18 protein-coding genes and 3 pseudogenes are annotated in these 17845 nt (G+C 31.5%); 11 read left to right on the forward strand and 10 right to left on the reverse strand.

Annotation, left to right across the window (positions count from 1 at the left end; all coding sequences use genetic code 11):
• Positions 1-575 precede the first annotated feature (575 nt).
• Positions 576-1409: a CPBP family intramembrane glutamic endopeptidase gene (locus tag NLJ82_RS05120; RefSeq protein ID WP_000133829.1), complete on the reverse strand. Its 834-nt coding sequence runs from the start codon at positions 1407-1409 to the stop codon at positions 576-578.
• A gap of 363 nt (positions 1410-1772) precedes the next feature.
• A complete protein-coding gene (locus tag NLJ82_RS05125; protein WP_001049722.1) occupies positions 1773-2255 on the reverse strand; it encodes a GNAT family N-acetyltransferase in 483 nt (160 codons plus the stop codon).
• A gap of 350 nt (positions 2256-2605) precedes the next feature.
• Between NLJ82_RS05125 and NLJ82_RS05130 the strand changes: the two genes are divergently transcribed.
• Positions 2606-2935: a hypothetical protein gene (locus NLJ82_RS05130; protein WP_000566279.1), complete on the forward strand. Its 330-nt coding sequence runs from the start codon at positions 2606-2608 to the stop codon at positions 2933-2935.
• Positions 2936-3244: 309 nt separating this feature from the next.
• Positions 3245-4369: an HD-GYP domain-containing protein gene (locus tag NLJ82_RS05135; RefSeq protein ID WP_000975384.1), complete on the forward strand. Its 1125-nt coding sequence runs from the start codon at positions 3245-3247 to the stop codon at positions 4367-4369.
• Positions 4370-4519: 150 nt separating this feature from the next.
• Here NLJ82_RS05135 and NLJ82_RS05140 read toward each other — a convergent pair.
• A pseudogene (locus NLJ82_RS05140) lies at positions 4520-4594 on the reverse strand (YjcZ family sporulation protein); the annotation flags it as partial.
• A gap of 278 nt (positions 4595-4872) precedes the next feature.
• Here NLJ82_RS05140 and NLJ82_RS05145 point away from each other — a divergent pair.
• Positions 4873-5154 carry an LCI fold-containing protein gene (locus NLJ82_RS05145; protein WP_000473834.1) on the forward strand — a complete coding sequence of 94 codons (282 nt, stop codon included), beginning with the start codon at positions 4873-4875 and terminating at the stop codon, positions 5152-5154.
• Positions 5155-5842: 688 nt separating this feature from the next.
• Here NLJ82_RS05145 and NLJ82_RS28730 read toward each other — a convergent pair.
• Positions 5843-6058, reverse strand: coding sequence for a hypothetical protein (locus NLJ82_RS28730; protein WP_041185162.1), 216 nt, complete (start codon positions 6056-6058; stop codon positions 5843-5845).
• 964 nt (positions 6059-7022) lie between these two features.
• On the opposite strand from NLJ82_RS28730, the gene NLJ82_RS05155 reads away from it, so the two are divergent.
• A complete protein-coding gene (locus NLJ82_RS05155; RefSeq protein ID WP_000288214.1) occupies positions 7023-8759 on the forward strand; it encodes an S-layer homology domain-containing protein in 1737 nt (578 codons plus the stop codon).
• 135 nt (positions 8760-8894) lie between these two features.
• Here NLJ82_RS05155 and NLJ82_RS05160 read toward each other — a convergent pair whose 3' ends face one another.
• Together NLJ82_RS05160 and NLJ82_RS05165 are read right to left on the reverse strand one after the other, a co-directional pair.
• Complete coding sequence (locus NLJ82_RS05160) at positions 8895-9920, reverse strand: trypsin-like serine peptidase (protein ID WP_000633061.1); 1026 nt, start codon at positions 9918-9920, stop codon at positions 8895-8897.
• Positions 9921-9954: 34 nt separating this feature from the next.
• Positions 9955-10074: pseudogene (locus NLJ82_RS05165) on the reverse strand (RNA-guided endonuclease TnpB family protein); the annotation flags it as partial.
• A gap of 270 nt (positions 10075-10344) precedes the next feature.
• Between NLJ82_RS05165 and NLJ82_RS05170 the strand changes: the two are divergent.
• The 4 genes from NLJ82_RS05170 to NLJ82_RS05185 all read left to right on the forward strand — a co-directional run bounded on the left by NLJ82_RS05170 (position 10345) and on the right by NLJ82_RS05185 (position 13587).
• Positions 10345-10974 carry a hypothetical protein gene (locus NLJ82_RS05170; RefSeq protein WP_001035233.1) on the forward strand — a complete coding sequence of 210 codons (630 nt, stop codon included), beginning with the start codon at positions 10345-10347 and terminating at the stop codon, positions 10972-10974.
• A 127-nt stretch (positions 10975-11101) separates the two neighbouring features.
• Positions 11102-11425: a PadR family transcriptional regulator gene (locus NLJ82_RS05175; RefSeq protein ID WP_001078064.1), complete on the forward strand. Its 324-nt coding sequence runs from the start codon at positions 11102-11104 to the stop codon at positions 11423-11425.
• Between the two features lie 156 nt (positions 11426-11581).
• A complete protein-coding gene (locus NLJ82_RS05180) occupies positions 11582-12193 on the forward strand; it encodes a DUF2812 domain-containing protein (protein WP_001993041.1) in 612 nt (203 codons plus the stop codon).
• Between the two features lie 263 nt (positions 12194-12456).
• Positions 12457-13587, forward strand: coding sequence for an S-layer homology domain-containing protein (locus NLJ82_RS05185; RefSeq protein ID WP_001009750.1), 1131 nt, complete (start codon positions 12457-12459; stop codon positions 13585-13587).
• 1103 nt (positions 13588-14690) lie between these two features.
• Here the strand turns inward: NLJ82_RS05185 and NLJ82_RS05190 are convergent.
• Both NLJ82_RS05190 and NLJ82_RS05195 read right to left on the reverse strand, forming a co-directional pair.
• Positions 14691-14930, reverse strand: coding sequence for a DUF2798 domain-containing protein (locus NLJ82_RS05190; RefSeq protein WP_000700215.1), 240 nt, complete (start codon positions 14928-14930; stop codon positions 14691-14693).
• Between the two features lie 300 nt (positions 14931-15230).
• A pseudogene (locus tag NLJ82_RS05195) lies at positions 15231-15314 on the reverse strand (YjcZ family sporulation protein); the annotation flags it as partial.
• Between the two features lie 316 nt (positions 15315-15630).
• On the opposite strand from NLJ82_RS05195, the gene NLJ82_RS05200 reads away from it, so the two are divergent.
• A complete protein-coding gene (locus NLJ82_RS05200) occupies positions 15631-16044 on the forward strand; it encodes a hypothetical protein (RefSeq protein ID WP_000120198.1) in 414 nt (137 codons plus the stop codon).
• Between the two features lie 86 nt (positions 16045-16130).
• Here NLJ82_RS05200 and NLJ82_RS05205 read toward each other — a convergent pair whose 3' ends face one another.
• Both NLJ82_RS05205 and NLJ82_RS05210 read right to left on the reverse strand, forming a co-directional pair.
• A complete protein-coding gene (locus tag NLJ82_RS05205; protein WP_000720871.1) occupies positions 16131-16586 on the reverse strand; it encodes a hypothetical protein in 456 nt (151 codons plus the stop codon).
• Between the two features lie 95 nt (positions 16587-16681).
• The gene (locus NLJ82_RS05210) at positions 16682-17050 is read right to left on the reverse strand and encodes a VOC family protein (protein ID WP_000545704.1); all 369 of its coding nucleotides are present in this window, start codon (positions 17048-17050) and stop codon (positions 16682-16684) included.
• A gap of 106 nt (positions 17051-17156) precedes the next feature.
• On the opposite strand from NLJ82_RS05210, the gene NLJ82_RS05215 reads away from it, so the two are divergent.
• A complete protein-coding gene (locus NLJ82_RS05215; RefSeq protein WP_000448798.1) occupies positions 17157-17546 on the forward strand; it encodes a YflT domain-containing protein in 390 nt (129 codons plus the stop codon).
• 50 nt (positions 17547-17596) lie between these two features.
• Positions 17597-17797, forward strand: coding sequence for a CsbD family protein (locus NLJ82_RS05220; protein WP_000004268.1), 201 nt, complete (start codon positions 17597-17599; stop codon positions 17795-17797).
• The last annotated feature ends 48 nt before the right edge of the window (positions 17798-17845 follow it).

Below are 17845 nucleotides of genomic sequence, written 5' to 3' on the forward strand. Positions count from 1 at the left end.
ATTGTGTTGTTATTATATAAGAAAAGAAGACATCGATTAAGATGTCTTCTCTTACTTGTACACTTGGTGTTAAGAAGGTATCATATTGCTTAAAAACCATGAAAAAATATAACAATCATCGAGTAAGCCTATTATAGCATCAATAAATAATTTTTAATATGCAAAATTACATATATATAGATTTATTTATGTTTAATCTATATAGTTAAATTGTCTGTTATTTGTTTTAATTCATTTACTTATTTTATTTTTGAGTGCTCCAGCAATGGAGCCTTTTTTTATGAAATAAAACATTTTCTTTGCGTTATTTAGTTGATCTATATTAACTTTACCTCTTTGAAAAATATCCACATTTAACCAAAGTGGTGTATAGATAACTAGTTTTTTCAAGAATCTATTAGATTAATAGTTTTAATGATATTGTACTAAGTTGAGGTTGCGTCACATCACCATTAAGCTAAGAAAATACAAATCCCCCATAACGAAAATTTTGTGCATCGTTGACTATTAGTAATGAGACGCTATGTCTACTAATTTTGTATAGAACAAACATAAAAAAGCTGTAAAAACTATTACTAAATTGAATCATGTTCTTTATTAACAAAGTTTTTAATTTTATTTCCATATAAAACTTTCTTTGGATTTATAACTATAAGTAAAATGGCAACTATTAAATAAAAAATTGCAGTATACATAATTAATTCGATTAATGGTCCATTTATTATGCCAATAAATAAATTAAAGAAAAAGTGGATGATAATTGGAACAATTAAATTTTGATTTAAATTATAAAATGTTGCCATGATAATTGTAGTAGATATAATTGCAATCATAAAAAATAAAATATATTTAATTAAATTACTGCCTGTAAAACCTGTAGTAAACCATATAGGCAGATGCCACATTCCCCACCAAAAACCAATAATGATTGAAGATTTTAATGGCGAGAATTTTTTCTGGAGCTCCATTAATGCAAAACCCCTCCACCCTAATTCTTCTCCTAGTGGTCCAGATACAATAGTTTTAACAACATAATAAATTAACACGCCCCATGTAGTTCTATTAAAAATAGAGTCTGCTTCACTATTAGTCGAAATGAGAAACAGCATTGTCAAAAATATAATTATTTGAATCATACTGACAGTAAGAACGATAGAGTAATTAAGTTTATTTTTAAATCTATCTTTTACGAATTGAATAAAATTTTGTCCAGGATAAATTCTTTTAAATAGAAACATAAAAGCAAAAGTGGAAGACCAAGCTGATATGCAGAGCATTACATCAAAAATCCAAGTTGGAAAATGTAATAACTTTGTAATTCCTACAAGCAGAAAAAGTGGCCAGAAAATAATGTTGGTTAGTAATATAAAACTTACCACCGGCTTTTTCAGTCTTTTATCTTCAGTCATATACAATTCCACCTTAAGTTAAATTTTTAACATGCAATAATGTACCTATTCAGCGCGTTGAGATGATGCACCGAGTATTCTTTCTATTATATCTATATGTTCTTTCAAAATATTACTTAGTTAATTAATAAAGGGAATTTTCAACTAATTGTTCACATAAAATTCATTCTTGGAAGTAAAGTTCTAAAAGTAATTTATCCATAGTGATATTAAAATTACTACTAACAGGGGGAGCACCACATCGCTATCATGCTAACAAAAATAAACTACACGAAATTAATTTTTTTGCTTCATATGTTAAAGAATATGGAGCAAAAACCAGAAAATGAAAAGATTTATACAGAACTAGAGGTATATATAGTTTTATACATTTACATAGTTTTTTAATTTTAAACAGTAAACTAATTCTGGATGGTGTCCTTCTTCAATCTCTCCTGTTGGCCTAAAACCCACTTTTTCATAAATCCGCTTTGCGCGTTCATTATCGTGAATAACCGATAAGAATATTTCTTCACATTTGTACGTCTGAACCATACTATCTATTACTGCTTTTAAAACAGGAACCCCATACCCTATCCCTTGATATTGATGGCCAAGCATCATACTAATTAACTCATATTGCTTCGTTTCATTTCTAAACCCATACGAAGCAAAACCTATTAAAACATCATTATCATATATAGCTTTCGGAGTAAACCCAAACGTTTGGCAAGCTGCAAGAAAGAAAGCATTTGAACCAACCCATCTTTCATATATTTGAATGTGTTTTTCTTGAAGTTTATCTGATTTTAAATTAATAATTTCAAAGAAATTTTCTTCTGTTACATCTATTAATTTTAGATTCATCTTTTCCCCTCTTTCCATTTTTTACATTATCTATTCTAATTCTTTATCGTATTTCTTATTCCTTTATCTTCTTAATCAATAACTCATTAGTATTCTACATACTAATTGCATGAATTAAGAGGTTTCGTGCACTACTTCTTGGAAGTTGATCATGTAGCGCTCTATTTCGTAATTCACTATGCTTTCCAAAGAAAATAATGAAAGGAAAGGCGATGAATACATTTGCAAAATGACAAAATTGTAAGAATACAAGAATGTTTGTAAGAAAGTTCGATGTTTTCCTTTTTCTTTTTTTATTATAGTGAAAAAGAAGAAAGAAATATTCTCTTATGTAGGAAAGGAAGATAATAATGATTGATTTATTAAATAAATGGATGTTAGAAAGTACAGGGAATTTCAATATTGTTGTAGGACTTACAGCACTTCTATTTTTGGGTTCAGTAATTGCACTTATTATTATTTACAAAAAAATTGGTAAACCAGATGAAGGAACAAATGCTATTTATTTAAAAATTACTTCTCGTATGTTTATTACTCAAATTCTAATGAATGCTATATTTATTTCTTTAGTTGGTAAAGATATCGAGAATTTCCGTCAAATCTTTATATTATTTGAAGCTTTTGTATTCTTTATTGGAGCTATTTATTCGTTTAAATTATATAGACAGGAATACAAATAGTTCACTTATAAGAAACAATAAAAAATGTAAAATTTTCCTTTTTAGTTTACTGTATATTCTATACATATGAGGTTAATATAACGTCTCATTATCGGTAGCAAGAAAAAGGCGAATTCCAAACTTCAAAAGGAATTCGCCTTTTTCTTTTTCTATAACCCTATCCATCTCTTTATACATTCCTATCATGGCAGTACCCCATTTATAGGTTATGAGAAAGGGTGTTTTTTGCACTATTATCTATTCTTAGATATTATTAATAATATCTATATGAACTTCTTTTTTATTAAAAAAGGTTTGGCGGTGTGTAAAATGATGAAAGGGATTAAAAATATTGAAACGAAAGAACCGATAAACATGTTTCTATTTATTCCCTGTAGTACTCTTTTGTTTGATAATATTTATCAACATTTTATTCTTGGAAAGGATTTTACACTAGAGAAGCTTTTATTTGAACTCGTATTTTTATTTATTTTCATTTCATTTTTTTTATGTAATAAGTGTTTACAAAAAATGAATAAACAAATGTTTACAAAATATATTTTTCTTGGTGTTAGTATTATTTATCTTTTGGCATATGATCTTATGTTTATAAGTGATCCAGGTTCGTCTTTACATATCCCATATTTAGAGTGCTTCCTAGTAATTTCTGCACCTTTATTTTTAAGTATTTATTATCTTCTATCGGTATCTATCTGTATGATATGTAGATTTTTAATTGCTATTTATTATTTTGAAATTAACTATCCAATATCATTAATATTATTGTTTCTAACAATTTTTGTTACGTCATTTTTTGTATTTCTTTCATTAAAATTTTTAGTACAAAAAATTAAAGCATCCTATGAAAAACAAATGAAAGAAACAGCTTTATCGATAATGAGGATAATGGAATTAAAGGATCAATATACGAAAGGACATAGTGAACGTGTAGCCAATTATGCTACGATTCTTGCTAAAGAAACAAATGAATATGATGATAATTATTTAAAACAATTTCACCTTATCTGTTTATTACATGATATAGGGAAAATAGGTATTCCTGATGAAGTTTTAAAGAAAGCATCTTCTCTTACAGAAGAAGAATATAATATTATTAAGACACACCCACAATTAGGATTAGAAGTTTTTAAAAATATATCTTTAATAAAAGGTAATGAAGACATAATTCTTTCTCATCATGAAAGATGGGATGGAAAGGGCTATCCTCAAAAACTAAAAGGAAATCAAATACCATTATGCGCAAGAATCGTTGCAATAGCAGATGCTTTTGATGCAATGACTTCTTCAAGAGCATATCGTTCGGCTCTATCTCCTGAAGAAGCGTATAGACGTATTATAGAAGGATCTGGTACACAATTTGATCCTTCCATGGTAGAGATTTTCAAAAAGGTATTTCCTTTGTGGGAAAAAATGGTCCCCAATTCTTTTCGTTAAAAACACATGTCTGAAATCGATTCTTATTTCAGGTATGATGAATACGAAAAATGAAAAAACAAATTCAATCGTGATAAAAATTTGGAACTAGATAATGAATAAGGCATATAAAGAAAAGGTACCCATATAGGTACCTTTTCTAATAGTTTTTTAGCAGAAACAACTGCATCCGATAATGATTAATAGAATAAATAATACAACTAATAAAGCAAATCCTCCAGCGAAAGCAAAGAAGTTAGGTGGGGGATCAACTGCCCATAAAAGTCCGATTGGTTCAACTAATAATCAGTGGAGGATAAAGAACCCCCCGCTGATTAAAGTTTCACTTTATTATGCACTGTTACATACTTCTCTAAATTCCTCTATTTTTCATTTGATAAAATGGAATCCTAATATTACCAAAAATTAAATAAATATTTCTACATATTCAAGATATTTACATAAGTTACAAAAGTGATACATTTAAGTTGTAAGCTATAAAAACTATTAAAGGGGGATTTATTATGTTTAAGAAATTAGTAGTAGGGCTATTGGCAACTGGTATTGCATTAACAGGAGGAATTGGAGCGGCTTCAGCTGATACGCAAAAAGCTGTGAGTTCTCCGAAGCAAGCAGCATGCTCAATTCCTTATGAGTATTCTAATGGTAAATTTAAAAGAACTCTTTATTACTCAAATGGAGTATATGCTAATAGTTTTAATGAAAATGTTTGTGGCGGGACGATTACATGGTATTTAAAGCATGTTCAAAATGGAGTTGCTTTTTACGAAGGTAATTTAAAATAGTAGATTTTTTGAACCTCATTTATTGAGGTTCTTTTATTTTTGATTTTTAAACTGATTCTCTATAAAAAAGCTAGGATTTCTCTTAGCAAAAGAGTTATATGTCATACAGAAAGACAATTGTATGCAAACTGGATATTTTCAATTTTATTATATAACGTTTATTGAGGGATTAATTGAATTATAGCAATCTTTACGTAAGTTTTATGTGATATTAAAGTTTTTGGGAGAGGTTGAAGTAGGATTTTGTACAAATAAGTAGGAAGTATGGGGATAATATTATAAAAAAAGGGTTCAATCCTCAAAAGGGAGAGAGTTGAGCCTGAAGAGGTAATTACTAAGCTCTCGGGTTGATGAAAACTAGTAATTAAATAAAATCGCCCTAGGTTTAGGGGGTCTAGGGTTTCACGTTTTGGTATATCTCACACGACATTATAAAAAGAATAGAACGTACTGAAGGTAACACATGAATGTTTCATAAATGTATCAAAAAAATGAACAAATTGTGTTTGAAATAAAAAAGGTCCTTACTATTATGTAAGAACTCCATAAACAAAGAAAAAAGTCGTATGTGCCTCTATATTAGAATCGAAATAACATTTTTAATATTCAATTATATATAGTTTTCTATATAACTTAACGTGATGAAGTTAAATAAAAATGTTATTTTAATACAAAACGAAATTGAAAGTTAGCAAGCAATACTTAAATAAGTAAAAGCGGCAAATCCATAAACTAATAAGCTACTAGTAGCAAGGAATTTTATAATTTCATTTGTAGAAATAATAGTTAAACATATTGCTATAGATGCACCTATAAAGAATTGATACTTCGTATGTATAATTGTAAGATTAATTATTACAAGTACAGTTAAGAAAAGTGAAATGAAGTTCAAATATCTTTTCATTGTCATATTTCCTTTCAATATTTGATCTGTATTTATTATACCGGATGGTACCAGTAATAACATACTTTGTAATAGATCGGAATAGAAATCTCATTTTGCCATAAATAAAAAGACGGTTGTTTCCGCAACCACCTTTCAGCAAAATAAAGCACTTTTTCAGAAATAAAATATGGATAATTCCTGAAAATGTTATAGGATATAATCCCATTTTTATAATTCAAGTGACGAGCTTAATTTATAAGAAAGGAATGACTACATTATATGAAAACTTGTCTAACAAGGTTACAAATAAAAGAGCAGCTAGCAAAGGCTAACTGCTCAATACAAGGAGATACAGAGAAAACTAAATGGGTTTTGGCATACAGCCTATCAACATTATGGACATAATATTGAGTTTTATTCGAAGGAATTCATGTTTTGTAAATTAGATTATAATAATAGATAATTTAATAAATGCTACGATTGGTTTAGGGTTAGTAAGGCAATACATCGCTCCACAGAAATTAGAAAAGGCTGTAGCTTGTATAATGAAATAAGTGATGATATGGCACGAAAGCAAACGCGAGAGTCTCTTAGTATTGTACTAGATAAAACGATAAATACGTTTATAAAAATGAGGAATAAAAGAAAGGACCCCCTGAAGTTCGGGTCCTTTTAGAAGTGATGATGTTTTCTCGGCTTGGGAAACTGAGAAAATACAAAAATATAATACATTGAGATTTAGAGGATTTCAATACTAAATTAGAGATTATCATGAGGGAGTTATAACGAGTTACTATTTATATATCCACAAGTAAAACAACATAATATCACCATGAATCCCTATAACAATATGAATTTTTGCATATTTCAAAACCTAATATATCCTTCAAAAAATTTTAATAGTATAATATGTTTTGTCATATTCTTTTAGATTTTTCGACAAAAAATAACATAAATAGAAACGATATTGGGAGAAGGAATTATGTACACAAAACTACTAAAATCAATTACATCATTATCACTTATTGGTGGTGCTTTACTGTATACAAACGGCAGTGATGTGAGAGCTGCTGAGGGGGGTATTTTTTCCGATGTGCCTACATCGCATTGGTCGTATCCAGCAATTAAAGATTTAGCGGGTAAAAATATTATTTCTGGTTATGGAAATGGGAAGTTTGGTTTCGGTGATGTTGCGACGAGAGAGCAAGTTGCAGCTTTAATTTATCGTGCGTTGTTACCGAATAAGCAAGGTGGTACGTTTAGTAATGATGGTGCTCGTTACGTATTACAAGATGGATCTACTTTAAACAATCCGTATCGAGATATTCGCTCAGGATCCACATTGTTTCCAGAAGAGGTTTTAACGTTAACGAAATTAGGGATTTTTAACGGGGATGGAAACGGAGGTTTTAGACCGAAAGATTCTGTTAGCCGTGCAGAAATGGCGCAAATTATTAAAAACGCTTTTCAAGTTTCGGCTAAGCAAAAGCATACATTTAATGATGTTCCGAATGGTTTTTGGGCAGAAGGGGCAATTAGTGCGGTGCAGTCAAACGGGATTGCATCTGGTACAGGCGACGGGAAATTTGAACCTGCTAAAACGGTAACGCGTGAACAATATGCACAGTTTTTATATAATGCTTTGCAGTATAAAAAGCCTGCGGTTGCGGTGCAAAATACAGGAGATGCAGCACTATTAGCAGCATTCAAAGATGAAGTGCAGAAGCGTATTAATGCGTACGAAACGAATATTACACTTCCATATAAAACGACAAATAGTAATACAAAAGAAGTGATGAATACACTTTTTAACGCCTATAAAGAAGTGGCAAGTAAAAATGAGTATACAAATAATAATAGATCGAATGTTTCATATGGACTTTCTGGATCACCTGGAAATTATACGTTTACGCTAAAAATTACATATCGTGAAACGAAAGAACAAACAGAATATGTAATGAAGCAAGCGAAGGCAATTGTTTCTTCTATTACACAAGTTGGGATGGATGATCACGAAAAAGTGAAAGCGATTCATGATTATGTCGTAAAACATGTTTCTTATGATACGTCTTATAAAGCTTACACAGCATATGAAGCACTCGTAAATCGTTCTGCGGTTTGCCAAGGTTACGCACTATTAACTTATCAATTATTAAAAGAAGCGGGAATTGAGAATCATTTTGTAGTAGGAACTGGAGACGGTCAGCCTCATGCTTGGAACTTAGTGAAAATCGAAAACAAATGGTATCACCTTGATACAACATTCGATGATCCTGTGCCAGATGAACAAGGCCGCGTAACATATTCCTATTTCAACTTATCAGATGAGCAAATCGCAAGAAATCATGAATGGAACAGAAGTGACTATCCGCAAGCTACAACAAATTATTATAGTACATTAACAAATAAAATTGCTGCAGGTGGTACGAAAATCCCTGCCTATCAGCAAATATTAAAAGATACAAAGTTAAACTATTTAGGAAATGAATACATCGCAAATAACTATAACGAATTAAAAAATAAAATGCAGCAACGTTATAACGAAAAGTCACCAAAGATCGAAATCCTTTATAAACAATCAATGGATGGCGCATTGCAAGATGTGAAAAAAGCAATTGGGGAAATCGGTTATCCGCAAGGGGCAAGCCGTGTTTCTTATAAAGCGGAGCCGTATAATGCGAAAGAAGGGTATTCTTTAGTGACGATTACGTTTATGTAGTGAGAATGAGAAAAAGCATCTGTTTCAGATGCTTTTTTTAATTGCTGAAAAAGAGATTTAACAAATTATATAATTTATTCCGCACTGATTAAAGTTTCACTTTTTTCATGTAATTCTCTTGAAGGAATCGTAAAATTAATCAGCGTTTAGCATGTTAGTAAATTCATCACCTAAGGGGACAGCGTAAAGTCTTTTCGTACCAGAAGCTGAGCTTCTTGATGTGGCAGCAAATATATAACCAAGAGATTCACTAGACATTCTATCAAACCATGCACCGCCACTAGAACCTTTTGTCATCCCGCAATTCATATATGCATCGTTTGAAAAAAGGCCATCTTTAAAAGTGTCACCATAACATGAATAAGGAAGTTGGCCATCATAAGGGGCATCAGATGGATATCCTGTTATCCGCACATCTGTCTGATATTGACTAGCGTTAGTAATCCAACCATTTGACCCTAGATAATTCGCAATTTTGGTACCGCTATTATTTGGTCTCATTCTTATAATGGCTTTGTCATAATCATATTTACCTGAATTTGTCCAGCCATATGGTGCATGGACTTTTTCCCATATCCAACTACCATATGGTCGTTCACCATTAAAGTACGCTGGAACAAATAAAAAGTCCGTATACCAGGAACCTTTAGCGCCATCGTGAACACAGTGACCTGCTGTTAATATTGCGTTATCTTCATTAGAAGTAACTACAGATGCAGAGCATACCGACGTTTTAGAATTAGGGGTCTCGCGAAAATATAGCTTTCCTGTAGTTTTTGGGACTATTGATTTAGTAGGAACAGGATCATTGCTGGGATAAGTTGGTGGTGCAAATTGTTGCTTTTTATCTTTTTCTTTCATAGGTGGTTTCTCAAATGATGGATTTAATTTGATGGAGTTGTCTGGTGTTTTTGTTTTATCTTTAGGTATGGCGTTTTTGAGGTCCTCTTCTGTATAAAGGCCTCCTGATTCTTCATATAATGAATCTTTACTTTGAATATAGTTTTCGGGTTTGGAAGGTTCATCGGGATTCATTATTGTTACTGGAGTTTCTGGATCTTCTGCTGCCATTGCTTGTTGTGATGATAGTGATGAAAAGAATATAGAAAATAGGATAGTAGAAAAGATACATACATTCTTAGGGATAAAAGATGTAATCATAATTTTCTGCTACTAAAAATATAGACAAATATACAATCTGCTGCACCCTAAGCATATTTATATCTATATTTGCTCTTTTGTTAGTAACAGATTATTCACCTCGCTTTTTTATATTTTCAAATTTACGTGATAAAGAGCGTTGTTCACGTTTGCTTATGTTTTCACTTACTGTTGTTACCTCCTTATATTTGATGAAATCATTATATCACTATTTTAATGAAAATGATAATCAATATCATTTATGAAATGCGCTTGCAAATTTACGGAAATAAACAGAGCTATTTTCAATATTTGTTTAGAGTGTTTTTATGAAAAATAGAAAAGGACTTATCCTATTTTGTTTTAATTCGACGTAATGCGACAAAAGAACATGCTAGCATCTGTTATGATGACCTTGGTAATTTTACATTTTGGAGGATTAATAATGAACAAAAAGAAGATTGTTGCTGCGTTAATAGGAATTATAGTGTTACTTGTAATTATTAATGTAGTTATTACGAAGGGAAAAACGACATCAACTAGTGAAAAAATGTACACTGAGAAAGAATACAATACATTAGTAGATGAGCATTTTGAAGAAATGCAAAAGTTAAAAAGTGATAAGAGTGTATTAGAAACTGAAAATAAATCTCTGGATGCACAAGTTAAGAGGTTAAAAGATGAATTAGCGAAAAAAGAGCAACCAATAGTGCAACAGCCAGTTCAACAAGAACAACCGAAGCAACAACCAGCTCCACAGCCGGAAACGAAAGAAGAGCCTAAACAAGAACAGCCTACAGGCGCATTCGCAAATCCTGTGAAAAGTATAAATAAAACAGATGCAATGAACAAAGTGAAAGAAAAAGCGAAGCAAGACTTTCAAGATGATTATATGACGCAAAACTTTGTTGCGGATGAACAATCAAAAGCATTTGATTTCTTAAATGGAGTAGAGATCAAATCACAAGAAGAATTGAACGTGATGAAGAAGGCGTTGAGGGATTTTCCTAACGATTTTATGACCGCAAAGTTTGTTTATGAAGAGCAAATGAAGGCAAAGAATAAGCAAGGGTAATATAAAAACGCTATCTTTTTAAAAAGGTAGCGTTTTTGTTATGGGTAATGAAGTTATTTCTGCATTTGACATATACAGTTCGACTATATAGTTTAGCTATATATTTATCGTTACATTGGAGGTCTTTATGAATAGAGATAAGAATTTACCATTAACGGAAACAACGTATTACGTTCTTTTAGCTTTATTAGAGCCAGCACATGGTTATTTAATTATGCAAAAGGTGGAGGAACTGAGTAATCATCAAGTGAAAATCGCAGCGGGCACATTGTATGGGGCGGTTGAAAATTTATTAAAACAAGGGTTAATAGAATCGGTAAAAAGTGAAGATAAACGAAGAAAAGTGTATGTCATTACGGAACGCGGGAAAGAAGTATTGCATTTAGACTTTATGAGAATGCAGCACATTATTGCGGTTACAAAAAGTTTATCCCACTTTAATGGGCAGTAAGACCCCCACCTCAAAATTCAGCGAAAGCAAAGAAGTTAGGTGGGGGATCAACTGCCCATAAAAGTCCGATTAGTTCAACTAATAATCAGTGGGTGATGAAGAAAACCCCCACTGATTAAAGTTTCACTTTATTACACGTATAGTTAGGGGGAAACAATGATGTGGAAATTGAAATTCTTTTTAGACTTTGAGAAAGAGGAAAAATGGTTAGAAGAGATGGCTTGGAAAGGCTATCAACTAGAAAGCAATACATTTGGTTATACATTTAGATATACAGAACCGGAAGATGCGACGATTAAAATAGACCATAGGGTATTTAGTAGAAAAAGTGAATTTATGAATTACTGTACATTATTTGAAGATAGTGGCTGGGAGCATATAGCTGGTAATTGGTGGTCAGGTACGCACTATTTTAAAAAGGTAAATGAGGAAAATGAAGATGACATTTTTTCAGATCAAATGTCACGAGCAGGGAAATATAAACGTCTATCTAAAACATTTTTAGAATTAGCGATATGTTCTATTCCGATATTAATTCTATTTATGTTTAATGACACGATTCGTTTAGGAGCACTTGCAAATCCGAAAGAACTATATTTTACGCCAGGACTATGGGATAAGCAAGGTGTATCATTTCTATGGGCATTCTTATTTGAAACACCACTTGCATTGATGAGAGGCTTTGCATGGTTGTTTATCCCTGCTGCAATTGTTATGTATTTAGTTTGTTCGTATAAAGCAAATCGATTATATGAAGAGAGAAGATGATAGGATGGGTCCCCTTAAAGCTGATGCTTTGAGGGGATTTTTTGCATTTATAAATTGTATTTTTTTAAATGGATAAAGGAAATGAGTGCGTATTGGAAGCAAGTTAGTACGATTTTAATTTAGTTGTATAAACATTATATGCTGGAATAACCTTCTTTAAATATTCCATAATTAACCTACAAAAAACATTTTTATATGTTAATATTAAAAAATATGTACGGTATTTTTTTAATATATTATTTTAAGAATAAGGGGATTCAATTATGAATTTTAAACAATTAATTTTAGCAGGGGCAGTTATTGCATCAACAACACTAACACCTCTAACAAATGTGCAAGCAGAAAATACACTAGGATTTAAAGATGTTCCTGAAAATCACTGGTCTTATCAAGCAATTATGGATTTAAAAGAGAAAAATATTGTGGCTGGTTATGGAAACGGAATGTTTGGTTTTGGTGATAATATTACACGAGGACAAGTAGCTAGACTAATATATGCCTACTTGAAGCCAGTAGATGAACTTAATACACAAAACCCTTTCACAGATATAGAAGAGCATATGTTTAAAAAAGAAATTTTAGCTCTTAATAAAGCTGGTATTATGAACGGATTTGGTGATGGGAAATTTGGTCCAGATAACGTTTTAACGCGTGAACAATTAGCTGTTGTATTAACAAAGGCTTTTAACTTCAAAGCAACATCTACTACTACTTTCAAAGATGTAGATAAAAATTACTGGGCAACAAATGCTATCAGTGCATTACAAGAAAATAAAATTACGACGGGCACAGGTGATAATAAGTTTGAACCACAAAGTCTCGTGACTCGTGAGCAGTATGCACTATTCTTATACAATGCAATTAATAAATCGGAAAAAGAGCATGAGTCAAAGCCTACTGCTATCCCACAAGATTTAGCAGACGAGCTCATTTATTATCATGAAGGTTGGATGGATAGCTCTTCGGTATTAAAAAAATCTATATCTAAGGAAGCACAAAATCTTATTACTGAAATTAACGCAAAATATAATGCGGAGCTAAAATATATAGGGATAGGCGGTCCACGTTCAGAGGTCGTGTTATTCTCTCCGGTATTAGAAGGGATTCCAGAATTTAATGGGAATTTCACTGTAGAAGGCGATAATGAAAGTAACTTTACCGTTAATTTTGTAATTGATAGAGGTCAAGGTAAGAAGGCGTTAGTAGAGTTAGGGAAAAAATGGATCAATATGATAAATCCAAACTTAGATTTGAGTACAGAGATTGATAATATAGTGGCTTCTAATACACGCACAGGTAATTTTGATATAAATAAAAACAATCTTAAAATAGAGATAAGCTTAGAGAAGCAAAATTCTAGTAGCGATCTAATGAGTGTTAAAATCCACAAGTAAAAAAGAGGAGTGAAATTTCACTCCTCTTTTAATTATATTATTTTTACTGTTATCCCTCATTTGCCTGTAAATGCTCGATAGGTTCAATTAATAATCAATGGGGAAGGGGGCTTACCGCTGATTATAGTTTCACTTTATGTTTGGTGACGCTATATAATTGGAATTGAAAATAGTTTGTTTAGGGTTAATTGTTATTTATATCCTTTTTTGTTTGAGTGTGATAAAATTAATAATAATATTCCTTAGGAGGATGATCATCATTCATACACTTTTAGGTATTATTGGAGCAATTGTTTTACTCGCTTTTGTTATCCACCCCGGTGTTCCAGACAAACGTGTCCCTCTAAAAAATAAACTCGCAGTAACCCTTCCATTGATTGTTATAGCCGGTTTCATTTCCTGGTATATATAATGAAAATAAGCACTTATCAAGTAACATTAAGGTAGATAGAGAAGTATATATCTATTTTTCTCCCTATGTGTAGTCCCATAGAGAGGTTGCTTATAAGGAGATTTAATATATACTCAGTACTGCTTATGTTTCTATCCATTGGTTCAAGCAAGGACTTTTAGGTGTCATTACTACTATTGATTTTTTGTTAATTACTACATGGACTACAAAAAGATCTCATATAGACAACCAGCACAAGTAAATTATTGTATTTCTCAATAAACAAAAACAACTTAACATGGTAAAATAATAGTTGGATGGGAGTCCAATACATATTATTAAAATTAAGATGGTTCAAGTCGGAGGAAGGCACTTTAGGGTGTCTTTTCTTTTTTCTAAAAGAGAGTTTTTCTTTAAAGAAGACAAATTTTCAATGGATTAATGCCATGCGTATGTAGAGATAAAGTTCATCAATACATGTATGTTCATAAATATGTATAATTACATGAAATTTTAGAGAAAAAGAGAGTATACTTTCTTATTGTGTAATAAAGATAAAGCCCGCCTACGGAAATAGGCGAGCTTTTTTAACATATAAAGAAAAGCAACTTTTAAGGTGCCTTCCTTCGAGTTAAAACATTTTACTAGGTTAAGTTTTGTGATGATTGTCTCTTTTCATTTACATAAACTAAAGTAGTGCATCACTTTAGTTTTAAGCATCCTTCTCAACAAATATGAATATTTTCATTATCCTTTTCACTACAAAGGGTAGTAATTTAGAAGCTAAAAATGCAAGCACGAAAGCAATTGCCCATGTTTTTATCCATGATTTGAGAAATAAAGCTGTATACCCAACATTCATTGAAACCATGACGAAAGAGATAATACTAGATATACCTAAAATCATAAAGAGATTAAAAATTATCGGTTCAAATTTTTTATTGATTTTCAAAATTAACACCTATTTTCTATATATACTTTGCTGTCCGATTTCACCAACATCTAATCTTACAGTTTGAAATCTATGTTGTCCAGCTTGTTGTACTCTTCTGCAATAGCAATTATTGAGATGTTAACTAGTTTGTCTGGGATGGGAACTCACGATATTGCTATCAAGCTAAGGTTGTATAAATGAACACTTTATCTTTTTTATAGCATCGAAGTTCATTTTGGGGGCGAATGTAATATTATATCATTAAAGTATTAGTTACACTTGAATTTCTGCATATCGCATGTCTTTTCCAATAGTTTTTTAGCAGAAGCAAGCAGCTCCAACGATGATTAATAAAATAAACAATACAACTAATAAAGCAAATCCTCCCGCGAAGCCATAACTATCACCAAAGCCGAGAACAGTTCCTCCTTTAAATAGGAGGGGGAAAACAAAGGATCAATTATGTGTTTTAACGGATTCCATTTACTTTATGTATTTATGAATGGAGCAGGTTCTTTTCAAAATAGATTTATTCTTTGAAGGAGTTCAAGGACAAAATAGGAGAATCTATATTATTTATTAATAGGGAATAAGTGGGAAATAAAATTTCCAAAAACACAGATAGAAATCCGCTTTTATACCTTTCATTAAAATAATACTAGCATTATATATTGTAAGGAATACTTATCCTTAATTGTAAATAAAAGGGGTGATTGGTATGAGTTATGGCTATGATCATCCTCCTGAAAAACATCATAAACACCACAATGAAACTTTATCAACGGGTGTATTACGTAGACATTCCGCTACGTTGTTTCTTACTGTGGAAGCTATGAATGTTGATCCAGATGATACTCATACAGTAACTGTTGAAATGTTTGATTGGTCATCGGGTTCTCCGGTATTGTTACCATTAGTAGACCCTTCAACACAAACATTGGCACCTAATCGACGTGTTACTTTTCGTTCAGCAGCTCTTCCTTCAGGTGTTTTTGCTTATGAAGTAAGAATCATTCGTTCGAAAGATAGAGATGTTGTTACGAATGTTTTTGGTCTTAGTGCAATCGTATTTAACCCACAAGAAGGAAATAATGTTTTACAACATGATTTAGCAAAATTAGATCTTAAATAGCTTTTATAAAAGTTTATTTATTGGACAAGATTAAAAAAGAGTAGGATTACATCCTACTCTTTTTTAACATCAATTATATTAAAATTTTAAAAGAAATCCTTCATCATTTTCACATTTTTAATATTCACTGTTACACCTTCAACCTTATCCTTCTTCTCATCTTTAGCAATCGTAATTTTCTCATTATTATCAACCCAAACAAGAAACTCTTCTTTGGAGTCATCTTTATATGTAACGGTAATAGTAGAATGTGCCGATTCTCGCTTTTTTTGATCTAAAGTGATTGTTTTAGGCGTGCCTTTTTGAACTGCTGAAACGATAGATTGTATCATTTCTTCGTTGTCTGTTTGAGATTTTGAAACGTTGTTATTTATTGTGCTAAGTATTTCAATGTCTGTAATATTTGCGGATTTTAATTGAAAGGTAGTTTGTGTATGTTCTTGCTTAGCTTGTGAAGCTTTATTTGTAGCTGAGGTGCTTGTACAGCCTATTACAGTGAAAGATAGAGCGGTTAGAGCGCATATAGATATGATTTTTTTCATAGTATCCCTCCTTAAGTTTAATTATAACAATTTTCTGTTAATTTAGGTGGTTATTGTAAGAGGATTTATTTTACTAGTTTTAGGATAGAGAAAGTTCAAGAGGAGGTTAACCGTAAATAATAACCATCAGGGTCTACAATACGAAAATCCTTCATTCCCCAAGATTGCATTTTAAGGTTAGATTCCACTGGATAATTTTTTTCTAATACATGTTGGTATATTTGTTCAATATTATCAAAAACTATGATAACCTCAACACCTTTACCTTTTGGCTTAAGTCCACCTGTTTTTAAATAATGATTTTCATTGAGAATATAATCAGGGGTTAATAATAAAGAAAAATCCCCTAGTTTAATCATTGCACTAGTTGCATTCTTTTTTGAGAATACAAGGGTAAGGATTTCCTCATAAAAACGAATAGATCTTTGCAAATCTTCAACAAATAGCTCTAGACGAAAGTGCATATGTACTCTCCTTTTCATTTTTTTCAAATTTTATGTTTAACATTTCGAAAATAGGTGTACTACATATAATATAACAAATAATTCATTTTAAAGGAGGAAGTTAAAGATGGAAACGAAGTATAGGAAACCTTTTGTATATGAATTTATTACGGAGAAAGAGGTCATGAATGCGGCGAATGATCTAGTGAAGAAAGGAATAGACCAAAAAGATATTTACGTATTAACACACGAGAAAGAAAGGACAGATAGAATCGCAGACAATGCAGACGTGAATACAATTGGTATACAAGAGGAGGGACTTGGGACAAGTATTATTAACGTCTTTCAAAAAACGGGAGATCAGTTAAGAAATAAGATGCAGGAGTTAGGGCTTAATGAGGAAGAAGCGAACTTCTACGAAGAAAAGCTAGATGAAGGAAAAATCTTGTTATTCGTTAAAGATTTAGAGAGAGTCGGTGAATGGTTACAAGAAAGAAGATGCATGTATTCTATTTAAATTTGTATCCTGTAAATCTATAAATCTATTACGAAAAGGAGATGGGAAATATGAGTGAGAGCGGACTAAAAGAACAAATTACTGGTAAAGTGGAAAAGACAAAGGGACAAGTAAAAGAAGGAATTGGTGAAGTTACAGAAGATAGAAAGTTGAAAAATGAAGGGAAGTGGGACAAGACGAAGGGAACGATAAAAGAAAAAGTCGGAAAAGTGAAACAAAAGATAAGTGACGGGTTGGATCATAAAGAATAATACATGTTTATCAAGCTTTGGTTACATACCAAAGCTTGATAAATCCAA

It is taken from the genome of Bacillus paranthracis (genome assembly GCF_024296885.1).
Lineage (GTDB): Bacteria > Bacillota > Bacilli > Bacillales > Bacillaceae_G > Bacillus_A > Bacillus_A paranthracis.

Bases quoted from the DNA above. Each gene is read 5' to 3' on its own strand.
- NLJ82_RS05120 (WP_000133829.1), bottom strand. From the start codon at position 1,409: ATGACTGAAGATAAAAGACTGAAAAAGCCGGTGGTAAGTTTTATATTA.
- NLJ82_RS05125 (WP_001049722.1), bottom strand. From the start codon at position 2,255: ATGAATCTAAAATTAATAGATGTAACAGAAGAAAATTTCTTTGAAATT.
- NLJ82_RS05130 (WP_000566279.1), top strand. From the start codon at position 2,606: ATGATTGATTTATTAAATAAATGGATGTTAGAAAGTACAGGGAATTTC.
- NLJ82_RS05135 (WP_000975384.1), top strand. From the start codon at position 3,245: ATGATGAAAGGGATTAAAAATATTGAAACGAAAGAACCGATAAACATG.
- NLJ82_RS05145 (WP_000473834.1), top strand. From the start codon at position 4,873: ATGTTTAAGAAATTAGTAGTAGGGCTATTGGCAACTGGTATTGCATTA.
- NLJ82_RS28730 (WP_041185162.1), bottom strand. From the start codon at position 6,058: ATGAAAAGATATTTGAACTTCATTTCACTTTTCTTAACTGTACTTGTA.
- NLJ82_RS05155 (WP_000288214.1), top strand. From the start codon at position 7,023: ATGTACACAAAACTACTAAAATCAATTACATCATTATCACTTATTGGT.
- NLJ82_RS05160 (WP_000633061.1), bottom strand. From the start codon at position 9,920: ATGATTACATCTTTTATCCCTAAGAATGTATGTATCTTTTCTACTATC.
- NLJ82_RS05170 (WP_001035233.1), top strand. From the start codon at position 10,345: ATGAACAAAAAGAAGATTGTTGCTGCGTTAATAGGAATTATAGTGTTA.
- NLJ82_RS05175 (WP_001078064.1), top strand. From the start codon at position 11,102: ATGAATAGAGATAAGAATTTACCATTAACGGAAACAACGTATTACGTT.
- NLJ82_RS05180 (WP_001993041.1), top strand. From the start codon at position 11,582: ATGATGTGGAAATTGAAATTCTTTTTAGACTTTGAGAAAGAGGAAAAA.
- NLJ82_RS05185 (WP_001009750.1), top strand. From the start codon at position 12,457: ATGAATTTTAAACAATTAATTTTAGCAGGGGCAGTTATTGCATCAACA.
- NLJ82_RS05200 (WP_000120198.1), top strand. From the start codon at position 15,631: ATGAGTTATGGCTATGATCATCCTCCTGAAAAACATCATAAACACCAC.
- NLJ82_RS05205 (WP_000720871.1), bottom strand. From the start codon at position 16,586: ATGAAAAAAATCATATCTATATGCGCTCTAACCGCTCTATCTTTCACT.
- NLJ82_RS05210 (WP_000545704.1), bottom strand. From the start codon at position 17,050: ATGCACTTTCGTCTAGAGCTATTTGTTGAAGATTTGCAAAGATCTATT.
- NLJ82_RS05215 (WP_000448798.1), top strand. From the start codon at position 17,157: ATGGAAACGAAGTATAGGAAACCTTTTGTATATGAATTTATTACGGAG.
- NLJ82_RS05220 (WP_000004268.1), top strand. From the start codon at position 17,597: ATGAGTGAGAGCGGACTAAAAGAACAAATTACTGGTAAAGTGGAAAAG.